A 13865-nucleotide genomic window follows, 5' to 3' on the forward strand; every position below is an offset into this window, starting at 1 on the left:
AAGCCGGTTCCACCTCTCTCCCGCGCATCAACTAACTCTGCGCCCGCCGCGCCTGCTGGCGCAGCCAGGCGGCGATGAACTGGTCGATCTCCCCATCCATCACGGCCTGCACATTGCCGGTCTCCACCCCGGTGCGGTGGTCCTTGACCAGGCTGTACGGGTGGAAAACATAGGAGCGGATCTGGCTGCCCCAGGCGATTTCCCGCTGTTCGCCGCGCATGGCCGCCAGCTCGGCCTCCTTTTTCTGCATTTCCAGGTCCAGCAGTTTGGCCTTTAAGAGCTTCATGGCCGTGTTGCGGTTGGATATTTGCGAACGCTCGCTCTGACACTGCACTACAATGCCAGTGGGCAGGTGGGTGATGCGCACGGCCGAATCGGTCTTGTTCACGTGCTGGCCGCCCGCCCCGCCCGAGCGGTAGGTGTCAATTTTCAGATCCTCGGGGTTGATTTCAATATCCACATCCTCCTGTACTTCGGGCATCACATCCACCGAAGCGAAGGAGGTGTGCCGGCGGCCCGAGGCGTCAAAGGGCGAGATGCGCACCAGGCGGTGCACCCCTTTCTCCGCCTTCAGGTAGCCGTAGGCGTTGGGGCCGCTGACCATGATGGTGGCGCTCTTCACCCCGGCCTCGTCGCCGGGCAGCAGATCCACCAGCGTCACCTGGTATTTGTGATCCTCGGCCCAGCGGGTGTACATGCGCAGCAGCATCTCCACCCAGTCCTGGGCCTCGGTGCCGCCCGCCCCGGCGTGCAGGGTGACAATGGCGTTTTCCCGGTCGTACTGGCCGGAAAGCAGCACGGCCAGTTCTTTTTCCGCCAGCCGGGCGGCCAGCTTTTTCAGCTCGGCGGCGGCTTCCCGGGCCAGCTGTTCGTCCTCTTCTTCCTCCCCCAGCTCCAGCAGCACGGCGATATTGGCGGCGGCGTTCTCCAGAGCCTGGAATGCCGCCAGTTCTTCCTGCAGGGCGGCCTGCTGGCGGGTGGTTTGCTGGGCCTTCTCCATGTCATCCCAGAACCCCGGCGCCAGCATCACCTGCTCCAGCCGGGCTATTTTTTCCGGCAGGCCAGCAATGTCAAAGAGAAACCCTCAATTCTTCCAGACGCTTTTGCAGCGCTTCCAGCTCCCGGGCCAGATCGCTGTACATTGGTCCTCACCTTCCTGTGATGGCTAAACTTCTTAACTGGCGGCTTCCCGCCCGCAGCACTTCTTGTATTTCTTGCCGCTGCCGCAGGGGCAGGGGTCGTTGCGCCCCACCTTCTGCTCCCGGCGCACGGGACGGCGCTCGCCCTCCTCGGCGTAACGGTTTTCCACCGTCTGGCGGGGACGGGGCAGCGCGGCCGCCACCACCTGCACCCGGAAAAGGTAGCGAATGGTGTCCTCCTGCAGGGCGGCAATCATATTGTTGAACATCTCGTAGGCTTCAATCTTGTACTCCACCAGCGGGTCTTTCTGCCCGTAGGCCCGCAGGCCGATGCCCTCGCGCAGCTGATCCATGGCGTCCAGGTGGTCCATCCATTTTTCGTCCACCACCTTGAGCAGCACCACGCGCTCCAGCTCGCGCATCTGCTCGTCACCCAGCTCCTCCTCCCGCTTGCGATAGGCGGCCAGCAGGCGCCCGTGCAGTTCCTCCCGCAGGGCCTCCCGGCTGTAGTCGGCCAGGGCTTCGGCAGTCAGACCCAGGCGGCTGCTGCAGAGGTCGGCCAAGCGGGTGAGCAGGGCGTCCAGGTCCCACTCGTCGGCCGGCACACCGGCCGGGCAGCAGGTATCCACCAGGCGCTGGCAGACGTCCTCCAGCATATCCTGCACCACCTGCTGCACATCCTGGCCGGTGAGCACCTGGCGGCGCTGGCGGTAGATGATCTCGCGCTGCTGGTTCATCACATCGTCGTACTGCAGCACGTGTTTGCGGATCTCAAAGTTGCGGTTTTCCACCTTTTTCTGGGCCGATTCGATGGAGCGGGTGATCAGGCCGTGCTCAATGGGCATATCCTCTTCAATGCCCAGTTTTTCCATCAGGCCGGCAATGTTATCCGAGCCGAACAGGCGCATCAGGTCGTCTTCCAGCGAACTGAAGAACTGGCTGGAACCCGGGTCGCCCTGGCGGCCGGCCCGGCCGCGCAGCTGGTTGTCAATGCGCCGGCTCTCATGCCGCTCGGTACCGATTATGTGCAGACCGCCCAGGGCCACCACCTTTTGGCGCTCGGCCTCGGTCTGCTGGCGGAACTGCTCCAGCAGCCGGTGATACAGCTGCTTTTGTTCCTCGGCGCTCAGGTCGGGCCGGTCGGCCAGTTGCTTTTTCCACTCGGCGCTGGCCAAAAACTCGGGATTGCCTCCCAGCAGAATGTCGGTACCCCGTCCGGCCATGTTGGTGGCAATGGTCACCGCCCCCAGCCGGCCGGCCTGGGCGATAATCTCGGCCTCTTTTTCGTGGTACTTGGCATTGAGCACCTGATGGGGAATGCCCCACCGTTTCAGCATCTGGCTGAGTATTTCCGATTTTTCTATGGAAATGGTGCCCACCAGCACGGGCTGGCCGGCGGCGTGGCGCCTGGCGATCTCCTCCACCACCGCCCGGAATTTGGCCGCTTCGGTCTTGTAGACCACATCGGGCAGATCCTGGCGGATCATAGGTTTGTGGGTGGGGATGACCACCACATCCAGGTTGTAAATCTTGCGAAATTCCTGCTCCTCGGTGGCCGCGGTGCCCGTCATGCCGGCCAGCTTGTCATACATGCGGAAGTAGTTCTGGAAGGTGATGGTGGCCAGGGTCTGGGACTCGCGCTCAATGCGCACGCCCTCCTTGGCCTCGATGGCCTGGTGCAGACCTTCGCTGTAGCGGCGGCCGAACATCAGGCGACCGGTGAATTCATCCACAATGATCACCTGGCCGTCCTTGACCACATAATCCCGGTCCCGCTTCATCAGGGCGTGAGCTTTCAGAGCCTGGTTGAGGTGGTGGGCCAGCTCGATGTTGCTGTCGTCGTAAAGGTTATCCACCCCCAGGTATTTCTCCACCCTGGCCACCCCCGCTTCGGTGATGGCCACCGTGTGGGCCTTTTCGTCCACCTGGTAGTCCACATCGCGCACCAGTTTGGGCACCAGGGCGGCAAAGGTGTAGTACAGGTCGGTGGCCTTGTCCGAAGGGCCGGATATAATCAGGGGCGTGCGGGCCTCGTCGATCAGGATGCTGTCCACTTCGTCCACGATGGCGTAATGCAGTTCCCGCTGCACCAGCTGGTCGGGGTGCATGGCCATGTTGTCCCGCAGATAGTCGAAACCAAACTCGTTGTTGGTGCCGTAGGTGATGTCGGAGGCGTAGGCCTGGCGCCGCTCATGCCAGTCCAGCCCGTGCACGATCAGGCCCACGGAAAGGCCCAGGAAGCGGTAGATGCGCCCCATCCATTCGCTGTCCCGGCGGGCCAGGTAGTCGTTCACAGTGACCACATGCACGCCCCGCCCGGTGAGAGCGTTCAGGTAGACGGGCAGCGTGGCCACCAGGGTTTTACCTTCCCCGGTCTTCATCTCGGCAATGCGGCCCTGGTGCAGCACAATGCCGCCCATCAGCTGCACGTCGAAATGGCGCATGCCCAGCACCCGCCGCCCGGCTTCGCGCACCACGGCAAAGGCGCGGGGCAAAAGGTCATCCAGGGAAGCGCCCCGCTCCAGCTGGTCTTTGAAGGCGGCGGTCTGGGCGGCCAGGTCGGCGTCGGAGAGGCGGGATATTTGGTTTTCCAGCTCGTTGATCTGCTGGACAACCTTGCCCAGGCGCTTGATCTCCCGGGCGTTGTCGTCCAGCAGGTGGCGAATAAATCCCAGCAAGCCAATCACCTTTTCATGGCAAGCGGGGCGCCGCCGCAACAAAGGCGGACGGGCCCCGCCCGGTAGTGTGCTTGTTTTAGAAATTCGGCTCAATCAGGCCAAAGTTGCCGTCCCTGCGCTTGTAGACCACATTGACCTGCTCGGTCTCGGCATTGGAGAAAACAAAGAAGCTGTGGCCCAGCAGGTTCATCTGCAGCACGGCTTCGTCCACGGTCATGGGCTTGAAGGCAAAGCGCTTGGTGCGCACCACCCGGGGGCCGTTTTCCTCACCGGCGGCCAGTGCAGCGGCGGCCGTCTCGCCCGCACCGCGGCCGCCCCGCCTGGTCAGGCGGCCCTTGTAACGGTCGATCTGCTTCTCCAGTTTGTCCACCACCAGATCGATGGAGGAGTACATATCGCCCGTGGTTTCTTCCCCCCGGAGGATCATGCCGTTTAGCGGCAGAGTGACCTCCACCCGGTGGGAATCTTTTTCCACAGTCATGGTCACCTGGGCTTCATTCAGGTTTTCCAGAAAGCGCTCCAGCTTGCCCAGGCGTTTTTCCACATAGTCTTTCAGGGCAGGAGTTACTTCCATGTTGCGTCCTCTTACCTGTACTTGCACGGAACATCAGCTCCTTTCGGGTCCTTGGGATATATTATGCCCGATATTAAAAAACCCCCGCTTACTGGGGGTTTGTTGATTACAGTTTCACCACATTGGCAGCCTGCGGACCGCGCGCTCCCTCCACAATGTCAAATTCCACGGCCTGACCTTCGGTGAGAGTCTTGAAGCCTTCCTCCTGGATGGCCGAGAAGTGGACGAAGACATCGCCGCCGTCTTCCCGCTCAATGAAGCCGTAACCCTTTTCTGCGCTGAACCATTTTACTTTACCTTGCATTAACCTTTCTGCGGTTTCTGTTTGCCTTTAAACCCGTGCTGCAAGCTGCCGCCGGTTTAAACCAGAAACCCTTACCTCCCTTAAAATTTACTTGCTCCGGCCTCTGCCGGATAAGTGCATTGTACCATAAGAGGCAGGGTCTGTCAACGCAAGACGGGGATTTGCCGGCCGTTTCAGCACTGCAAACGCCGGGGCACAGCTGTGGATACTGGGGATTTGTCCCTGTGGATAATGTGGATAAGTCTGTGTATAAATGTTTACATCTGGACATATGGCTGTTGATAAATATTATCCCACCACCCCGCTGGCGAATACCAGGCCATACACCCGGACCGCACCGGCGCCCTGCAACACGGCGGCCGCTTCCACCAGGGTGCTGCCCGTGGTCAGCACATCATCCACCAGGAGCAAACTGCGGCCCGCCAGCCCCAAACCCGCGGCCGGGCTAAAAGCCCCCTGCAGGTTGCGCTGCCGCTCGGCCCGCCCCAGGGCGGTCTGGCTGGGCGTTTCCCGCACTTTGTGCAGCGCCGGCCAGACCGGCAGCCCCAGGTGGCCAGCCGCCGCCCGGGCCAGCAGCAGGGCCTGGTTGTACCCCCGCTCCCCCAGGCGCTTCCGGGACAGGGGTACCGGCACCAGAGCATCCACCGGGCCGAGCGGGTCTTCCTGCCAGCACCGGGCCATCAGCTCGCCCAGTATTTCCACCAGCCAGGTCTGGCCGGCATATTTCAACTGGTGCACCGCCTGCTGCACCACCCCCTCGTAGGGCGCCACTGCCCGGCAGGGAATCAGCCGGGCATCCAGCTGCCGGCAATCCAGACAAAGCCCGGCCGGGCTGACAGCAGCAGATAAAAAAAAGCGCCCGCAGCGAGCACAGCGGGGCCACTGCCGCCAGACGGCCAGGCGGCCGGCACACTGCGGGCACAGTTCATCGGCCCGGCCGGGCTCCCCACAGAGCGGGCAACGGCGGGGCGGCGGATAGAGCAGTTCTAAAAGTCCCTGCCAGAGCATCTTCATTCCCGGATCACCACCCGCTCGCGGGGGTGCTTTTGGGCCTCCTCCAAGGCGCGCCCCGCCACCTTGATTAAAGAAACCAGATCGCCGGCGGTAGCCGGAAACAGCGCCCCCCCGGCCGAAAGGCGTACCTGGCCGGGAATGCCTTCCTCCACCAGCACCTGTTCCCGCACTGCCGCCTGCAAAGAGTGTATCCAGGGCCGCACCTCCCCGGCCGGCGGATCGGGCCAGAGCAGCCAGAATTCACCCCCGCCGGCCCGGCCGGCCAGCGTGCCGGGCGGCCGGAGCATTTCCAGCACCGCCGCCGTGCCGGCCAGCGCCCGGTCCCCGGCCGGATAGCCAAAGCGGTTGTTCAGTGTAGCCAGACCGTCTATGTCGAGACGCAAAAGCAGCACTTCCTGCTGTTTTTCCCGGGCTTCCTCCAGCCAGCGTACCGCCTGCTCCTGAAAGGCCGGGCCGTTTAAAAGCCCGGTCAGCCGGTCGGTGCGCCGGCTTTTTTCCAGATTATATCTTAAAAAGCTCAGGGTGAGGGCCTGGCTGGCCTGTCCGGCCAGCAGGGACACCAGCTGCAGTTCCCGCTGATCGAAAAAGAGGGGCTGGCGGTGCCCCAGCACCACCAGGCCCACCGGCCGGCCGTCCACACTTAAAGGGGCCAGCAACAGGGAGCGACAGGCCGATGTAAGACCGCTGCGCCGCACCAAACGGGGGTCGCTGCGGGTGTCAAAAATGATTTCAGCCCGGCCGTCACGCAGCGCCTGCTCCAGAAAATCGCCGGAATCCCGGAGGGCAGTACCGGTAAACTGCTTCTGCCAGGCTCCCTGCACGGCCACCGCTGTGTAATGCTCACCCGGCTCGTCCAGCAAATAAACCACGCCGGTCTGGTAGGGCACCAGCTGGCCAATTTCCTGCAGCAGCAGGCCGGCTGTCTCGGTGCTGGCAGGAGCGGCTGCCAGACGCCGCACCACGCGGTAGAAAACCGCCATTTCCCGGCTGGTCATTTCCGCCCCCAGATACAGTCCCATCAGGCGCTGCATCACCAGCACGGGAATGAACAGGGCCAGGCCGGCCAGCGGCGAAGTTTGCCGGTAGACCAGGGCCAGCACCAGGCCGAAGGGAAAGGCAAAAAGGCACACCAGCACATCCCAGCGCAGGGCGTCCCGCCAGGTGCAGTAGCGCCGGCTGCGGCCGGCCGGCGCGCCGTACAGGTACACCAGCAGATGATTGGCCGCCTGCTGGGCCAGTATGAATGCACTCAGGCCAGCCACCACCCGCCACAGGGGCCGGGAGGCAGCCAGCACGCCGTCCACCGCCAGTCCCGCAGTTAAACCCAGGGCTAGGCCGCCGGCCGCCAGGCTGAGCACCTGCTGGGCGGCATTGAACAGCACGGTGCGCAGGGAGTCGCCCCGGTTGAAAATGCCCTGGCCCAGCAGTGTGGCCATAAATCCCACCCACCAGGCCGCCGGCAGGCCGTAGATCAGCGCCACCGCCAGAAAAAGGGCCGTACTGCCGCTCACCCGCCCCAGGGGAAAGGGTACCGCCAGCATCTCGGCCAGCACCCCACCTGCCACAAACAGCAGGTAGTAGCGGGTGTGGTCCAGGTTCAGGGCGGCAAAGCTGCGGTAAAGCAAAAGGCCGGCGGTGAGCACCACCAGCCAGCCCCAAATATAGCGGAAACTGTTTTTCTTCTGCTGCATAGCTGTATCTAGATGCCGGCTTCGCGGCGCAGATATTCGGCCTTGTCGGTTCTCTCCCAGGGCAGGTCCAGATCGTTGCGCCCAAAGTGGCCGTAAGCGGCCACCTGGCGGTAGATGGGCCGCCGCAGATCCAGGGCCTGGATGATCCCGGCCGGACGCAGGTCGAAATACTCCTGCACCAGGCGCACCAGCACATCCTCCCCAACCAGCCCGGTGCCGAAGGTCTCCACCATGATGGATACCGGCCGGGCCACCCCGATAGCGTAAGCCAGCTGCACTTCACAGCGCCGGGCCAGACCGGCGGCCACAATGTTTTTGGCCACATAACGGGCGGCATAGCTGGCCGAACGGTCCACCTTGGTGGGGTCCTTGCCGGAAAAAGCGCCGCCCCCGTGCCGGGCCATGCCGCCGTACGTATCCACAATGATTTTGCGGCCGGTGAGTCCAGTATCCCCCTGGGGACCGCCAATGACAAAGCGGCCGGTGGGGTTGATCAGGTAGCGAGTGTTTTTGTCCAGCAGTTCGGCCGGCACAATGGGCTTGATTACTTTCTCAATCATGTCCTCGCGGATGGTCTCCAGCCCTACTTTGGGATGGTGCTGGGTAGAGACCACCACGGTGTCCAGCCGCACCGGCCGGTCATCTTCAAACTGCACGGTTACCTGCACCTTGCCGTCCGGCCGCAGGTAGGGTACCTCGTGGGTCTTGCGCATCAGGGCCAACTGCCGGGCCAGGCGGTGGGCCAGGGCAATGGGCAGGGGCATCATTTCGGGCGTTTCACTGGTGGCGTAACCGAACATCATGCCCTGATCGCCGGCGCCGATGGCTTCAATTTCCGAATCGCTCATCTGCCCTTCCCGGGCTTCCAGCGCTTTGTCCACGCCCATGGCTATATCGGGCGACTGCTCGTCTATGGATGTGATCACGGCGCAGGTGTCGCAGTCAAAGCCGTACTTGGCCCGGGTGTAGCCGATTTCGCGCACGGTCTCCCGGGCAATTTTGGGAATGTCCACATAGCAGCGGGTACTGATCTCCCCGGCCACGCAGATCAGCCCGGTGGTCACCAGAGTTTCGCAGGCCACCCGGGCCAGGGGATCCTGCGCCAGGATCGCGTCCAGTATAGCATCGGAAATCTGGTCGGCTACCTTGTCCGGGTGGCCTTCGGTGACAGATTCCGAGGTAAACAGCCGTTTTGCCATCTTTTTTCCCCTTTCAATAACCAAATTGCCGCACAGCACATGCATATTCTAGCAAACAAGCCAGAGCGTGTCAATTGCCTGTACCTAGGGCATTTTTTTCGATTATTTTATCCCCTGCCGGAAACCCGATACACTGCCGCCGCTCCACCCGGCGGCAGAAAAAATAAACAGCCGGCCTTGCGCCGGCATGTTCCGATGTGCCGGCCAGTGGCTGGCTCCCGGGAAATGTTCACAACAAGTGATAGTGCGCCTGATCCAGTTCCAGCAACACGGCGTGCGGCCCGATCTTCTTCACTTTGTCCCAGGGCACCACCACATCGCCACCCACACTCCAAAAACCAAGCTTCTTGCGCTGCGCTTCCAGTACCAGGGCGGTTATCTTGCCCGTAGCCAGATCCACCAGCACATCTTTCACCGGCCCTAGCCGGCGGCCATCTACAATATTGATCATATCCCGCCTGGTTAAATCAGAAATTTTAAACATCCGGCCTGCCTCCCTGTGTGAGCTGTCCTGCCATTCCAGGGTATGCAAAGCAGGGCCGGCCGGTTACTCATCCACTGCGCCGGCTTTGCCTTTTTTATGCCGCTTTTTCTTTTTGCGGCCGGTACCGCCAGCACCGTAGTAATAATGGTAGTAATAATAATCCGCGCTGCCCTATGTCATTTTCCCTGCATTTAACTGCTTCATGTTCATGAACATATCCTGCAGACCCGCCGGCAGGGAGTATGCCGCCTGCCAGGCCAGCTCCTTATTCGCCAGACGGCAGTCCAGCACACTGTGCTGGATATCGCCCGGGCGGGGCGGGGCGTAGCGGGCCGGCGGGGCGGCAGGCACCAGCCCGCGGAAAAGCTGGTAGAGCTGGCTTACCGAAGTGGCCCGGCCGGTGCTGATGTTGGCTACCAGTCCATCCCCCCGGCGCAGGGCGGCCAGGTTGGCCGCGGCTACATCGCGCACATAGATGAAATCCCGGGTCTGCTCCCCGTCACCGAAGATGACCGGCGCCTGACCGCGGCGCACCCGATCAACAAAAATGGCCACCACCCCGCCCTCGCCGGTAGCGTCCTGGCGCGGGCCGTAAACATTAGCATAGCGCAGAACCACATAATTGACACCGTATACAGCGCGGTAGGCCTCCAGGTAGTGCTCGGCGGTGTGTTTGCTGATGCCGTAGGGCGACAGCGGCCGCAGCGGGTGCCGCTCGTCCACGGGCAGGTACTGCGGGTCGCCGTACACTGCCGCCGAGGAGGCATAGACCACCTTGTCCACCCCGTACTGCCGGCAGGCCTCCAGCAGGTTGATAGTGCCACCGATGTTAACAGCCATATCCTCGTCCGGCCGGCCCAGCGAGGTCTGCACATCCACCTGGGCAGCCAGGTGAATGACCGCCCGGGGCTGAAATTGCTCCACCACCCGGCCGAGCGTTTGCGCATCCCGCACATCGCCCTGGTAAAATTCTATGCCGGCGGGCAGGTTTTCCCGCCGCCCCCGGCTGAGGTTATCCAGCACGGCAGGCTGATATCCCGCCGCCAGCAGGGCTTCCACCGTGTGCGAGCCGATAAAGCCGGCCCCGCCAGTGACCAGTACACGCATCTACAACAACTCCCGCACAGGCAATTTCCAGTAATTTTTTATTTCACCGGTTTTGTCATTATTTTACAGATCTGCATTTGTGTCCGGCTGCCCAATGAGCTGATCTGGCCCGTAAAAGGAGGGCGCTGTCTGCGTCTTTCGGCAGATAGAGAGATTTAAAGCCGCGCCATACCGCTCCTCACTGCCCCAGCAGCTCCTGCAAATACTGCCGGAAACGCTCGCCCAGCCCTTCCCGCTGCAGGGCAAACTCCACCGTGGCCTGCAGGTAGCCCAGTTTGTCGCCCACATCATAGCGTTTGCCGTGGTAGACCAGACCATACATGGGCTGCTCCCGCACCAGAACGCGCAGGGCGTCGGTGAGCTGGATTTCCCCGCCCGCCCCGGGCCGGGTCTGGGCCAGGATGTCAAAAATGCGCGGCGTCAGCACATAGCGGCCCATAATAGCCAGGCGGGAAGGCGCCTGATCGGCCGGGGGCTTTTCCACCAGATCGCGCACCCGGTAGACCCGGGAGCGCTCGGGCACGGCATCCAGGATACCATATTTGCTCACGTCTTCCGGCGGCACTTCCTGCACAGCAATCACACTGGCCCCGGTATCCTCGTACAGATCCAGCATCTGCCTCAGGCAGGGCACCGGGCTGGCAATCACATCATCGCCCAGCAGCACGGCAAAAGGCTCATCCCCCACATATTTGCGCGCGCAGTATACGGCATGGCCCAGGCCCAGGGGCTCCTTTTGCCGCACATAGCACACTTCGGCCATTTCACTGACCTGCTGGACGATTTCCAGCAGGTCCCATTTGCTTTTGCTGCTCAAATGGGCTTCCAGATCAGGTGATTTGTCAAAATGGTCCTCAATGGCCCGCTTGTGCCGTCCGGTGATGATCAGGATATCCTCTATGCCCGAGTTGACAGCTTCTTCAATTATATACTGGATGGTGGGTTTGTCCACAATGGGCAGCATTTCCTTGGGCTGGGCCTTGGTGGCGGGCAAAAAGCGCACCCCCAGGCCGGCCGCCGGGATAATGGCTTTGCGAATCTTCATACACCGGCCCCCTTTCTGGTATCCAGTTCCATTATACAATAGTTAACAGGCCGGCGTTACCCAAAAATAATTTCACTTTATGTCGAATATTTGCCCCGGCGGTGCCCGGGCTCCGCCTCAAGGTCTGTGGCCACACCAACTAATTACTACCGCCCGGTCGGCCAAAATAAAAACCGCCGCAATAGCGGCGGTAGCTTGGTCCAGATACAAGGCCTATCGTTTGGCCGGCACCCGCCCGGCGGCCGTTTTTTCGGTCATCCGGCGGCCCAGCACACCCAGGCGGTCGGCACCCGACAGGATCAGTACGGTCAAGCCGGCCAGCAAAAGCACCGCGTGGTCGGGCGCCAGCAGGTTGAGCAGCAGGGCCGACGCCCCCAAAAGCAGGCTGATGCCGTAGATTACCAGCACGGTCTGGCGGTGGGAAAGTCCCCGGGCCAGCAACTGGTGATGCAGGTGCTCTTTGTCGGCCTGGAAGATGGGCCGGTTTTGCTTGAACCGGCGGACAATAGCAAAAAAGGTATCCAGCAGCGGAATGCCCAGAATCAGCGGCGGCAGAAAAACCGATATGGCCGTGGCGCTCTTGGTCAGCCCCATCACCGAAAGCACCGCCAGGGCGAAGCCCAGCAGCATAGACCCGGAATCGCCCAGAAAGATGCTGGCCGGGTGAAAATTGTAGCGCAGAAATCCCAGCAAGCTGGCCGCCAGCAGCAGGGCCAGGGCAATCACTTCGTACTGACCGCTCAGCCCGAAAAAGTGGGCCTGGGTCCAGGCCACCGCCGCCATGGTCAGGGCGGCTATGGCCGACACGCCGCCGGCCAGGCCATCCAGCCCGTCAATCAGATTAACCGCATTGGTCACGGCCACCAGCCAGAACACGGTCACCGGCACGCTGGCCCAGCCCAGCCAGATTAACTGACCGGTTAGCGGATTGGTTAGAAAAACCACCTTGATGCCGAAGGGCACCACCAGCAAAGCAGCGGCAATCTGGCCCAGCAATTTGCTGCGGGGGGATATGTCCTTGATGTCGTCCACCATCCCCAGGGCCATAATCAGGGTTAGGCCCAGCAACAGACCGATAATCTGACTGTTCAGAGGCAGGCCCAGCAGCACCGCCGGCACAAAACTCAAATAAACCGCCAGGCCGCCCAGGCGGGGCATCACCCGGCAGTGCACCTTGCGCTGGTTGGGGCGATCCAGCGCCCCCCAGGCGTAGGCTTTTTTAATCACCCAGGGGGTGAGCAACAGGGCCAGCACCGCTGCCAGCGGCAGGGCCGCGTACAACCTGTCCAAATATAACCACCACCATGTAATTAACCTGGTACGAATGGCACTGCATCTGCAGTCCATTTGTTTTGCGGCTGTGCCTTCCAGACCGCCGCAAACGGCCTGCCGGCAGGCACCACCAGCGCACCGGCCATTTTACCCGGCCATGACAGCAGATCCCACCAGCCCCGGGCGCTCGACCGGTTACCGACACAGGAGGGTACATTACCACCTGTTACAACATATAATAATACTTTATGGCCCCTTCCGGCAAGAAAAAACGACACCGGGGAATTATTTTCCCGTTGCCGCCACAAACATCAGCTCGGCCTGGGCAGCCAGCTCGCCGCCCACTTCAGCCCGGGCCCGGCACTTGCCCGCCGCCGCGCGCAGGCTGACCACCTCCACGCTCAACCTGAGTACATCGCCCGGCACCACCGGCCGGCGAAAACGGACCCTGTCAATGCCGGCAAAAAGCAGCAGCTTGCCCTGCATCCCGGGCGCGGCCAGCGCACATACCGCCCCCACCTGGGCCAGCGCCTCCAGAATCAGCACCCCCGGCATTACCGGCCGGCCGGGGAAATGTCCGGCGAAAAAGGGTTCATTGATGGTCACGTTTTTGATGCCCACCGCCGCGCGGCCGGGTTCCAGGTGGACAATTTTGTCCACCAGCAAAAAAGGATAGCGGTGGGGTAAAAGCTGCATAATCCGGCCGGCGTCCAGAACTGTGCCTGTAGCGGCCGGAGTAGCGTTATTGTTCACCGGTTCCATGGTTTATTCCCTGGCTCCTTCATGCGGGATAGGTTGACCGGCGGCGGACCGGCCGCCTTTCGTCCGGCCCGGCACCGCCCGGTCAAATTTACCAGATGGCTTATCTGCCCCCGGATAGATTTACTTTTAAAATGGTGCCCTTCAATTCATAATCCCGGGACTTCAGGTAATACTCCTTGCCGGCCCGGATCTCCTGCCCGCCGGCCGTAATGGTGGCCGAGGACAGGATGATGTCGTCCTCAATGGTCACCAGCAGATCTTTCAGGTAGGGGTCGATGGCCTCCACCCGCTGGCCGCTGGCCGCGGTGTTGACCGAATAGCCTGGTTTGACCACCACATTCTTCACTGTGGCCGTAGTGTAGTAATTATCCTTGACCATTTTATCGCCCACTTTGACGTGCGGCACAATCTCGGGCCGCACCGCGGGCACCAGCACCACATACTCCAGGTGGCGGCGCTCGCCCTGGGCCGCTTTATGGGTGTATTTGTAGGCCGCGCCACCCAGCACCAGCAGGATGGCCGCCAGCACCAGCAGGTCGATAATATTGATCAGGCCCAGCAGGCGGCCTTTCTCATCCAGCAGTTTCAAGCTTTAT

At 61.9% G+C, this 13865-nt stretch carries 13 protein-coding genes; all 13 read right to left on the bottom strand.

All coding sequences use genetic code 11. The features are described from left to right. Positions 1-31: 31 nt before the first annotated feature. Positions 32-1142 (bottom strand): peptide chain release factor 2 gene (gene prfB / locus ACUVTU_RS02000; RefSeq protein WP_445888288.1). Its coding sequence is split into 2 segments (ribosomal slippage): positions 32-1072 and positions 1074-1142, totalling 1110 coding nucleotides; the frame shifts between segments, so codons are not numbered across the junction. Positions 1143-1174: 32 nt separating this feature from the next. Next, positions 1175-3817 (bottom strand): preprotein translocase subunit SecA, encoded by a 2643-nt coding sequence (gene secA / locus ACUVTU_RS02005; protein ID WP_445888313.1) that lies wholly within the window; start codon positions 3815-3817, stop codon positions 1175-1177. Positions 3818-3893: 76 nt separating this feature from the next. Then, complete coding sequence (hpf, locus tag ACUVTU_RS02010) at positions 3894-4418, bottom strand: ribosome hibernation-promoting factor, HPF/YfiA family (RefSeq protein ID WP_445888289.1); 525 nt, start codon at positions 4416-4418, stop codon at positions 3894-3896. Positions 4419-4497: 79 nt separating this feature from the next. Further along, entirely contained in the window at positions 4498-4695 is a 198-nt protein-coding gene (locus ACUVTU_RS02015) for a cold shock domain-containing protein (protein ID WP_018086333.1), read from the bottom strand. Positions 4696-4983: 288 nt separating this feature from the next. Further along, positions 4984-5709 (bottom strand): double zinc ribbon domain-containing protein, encoded by a 726-nt coding sequence (locus ACUVTU_RS02020; RefSeq protein WP_445888290.1) that lies wholly within the window; start codon positions 5707-5709, stop codon positions 4984-4986. Next, complete coding sequence (locus ACUVTU_RS02025; RefSeq protein WP_445888291.1) at positions 5706-7400, bottom strand: diguanylate cyclase domain-containing protein; 1695 nt, start codon at positions 7398-7400, stop codon at positions 5706-5708. Before ACUVTU_RS02025 ends, ACUVTU_RS02020 begins: the two co-directional genes overlap by 4 nt. 8 nt (positions 7401-7408) lie before the next feature. Further along, complete coding sequence (gene metK / locus ACUVTU_RS02030) at positions 7409-8599, bottom strand: methionine adenosyltransferase (RefSeq protein WP_445888292.1); 1191 nt, start codon at positions 8597-8599, stop codon at positions 7409-7411. Positions 8600-8828: 229 nt separating this feature from the next. After that, a complete protein-coding gene (locus ACUVTU_RS02035) occupies positions 8829-9083 on the bottom strand; it encodes a YlmC/YmxH family sporulation protein (RefSeq protein WP_445888293.1) in 255 nt (84 codons plus the stop codon). A 171-nt stretch (positions 9084-9254) separates the two neighbouring features. Continuing rightward, positions 9255-10190: an NAD-dependent epimerase/dehydratase family protein gene (locus ACUVTU_RS02040; protein ID WP_445888294.1), complete on the bottom strand. Its 936-nt coding sequence runs from the start codon at positions 10188-10190 to the stop codon at positions 9255-9257. A gap of 178 nt (positions 10191-10368) precedes the next feature. Continuing rightward, positions 10369-11235, bottom strand: coding sequence for a UTP--glucose-1-phosphate uridylyltransferase GalU (gene galU, locus ACUVTU_RS02045; protein WP_445888295.1), 867 nt, complete (start codon positions 11233-11235; stop codon positions 10369-10371). 213 nt (positions 11236-11448) lie between these two features. Beyond that, entirely contained in the window at positions 11449-12525 is a 1077-nt protein-coding gene (locus tag ACUVTU_RS02050) for an MraY family glycosyltransferase (protein ID WP_445888296.1), read from the bottom strand. Positions 12526-12792: 267 nt separating this feature from the next. Next, a complete protein-coding gene (gene fabZ, locus ACUVTU_RS02055; protein ID WP_445888297.1) occupies positions 12793-13269 on the bottom strand; it encodes a 3-hydroxyacyl-ACP dehydratase FabZ in 477 nt (158 codons plus the stop codon). Positions 13270-13369: 100 nt separating this feature from the next. Next, complete coding sequence (locus ACUVTU_RS02060) at positions 13370-13858, bottom strand: DUF4330 domain-containing protein (protein ID WP_445888298.1); 489 nt, start codon at positions 13856-13858, stop codon at positions 13370-13372. Positions 13859-13865: the final 7 nt, after the last annotated feature.

The organism is Desulfurispora sp., from assembly GCF_052744395.1.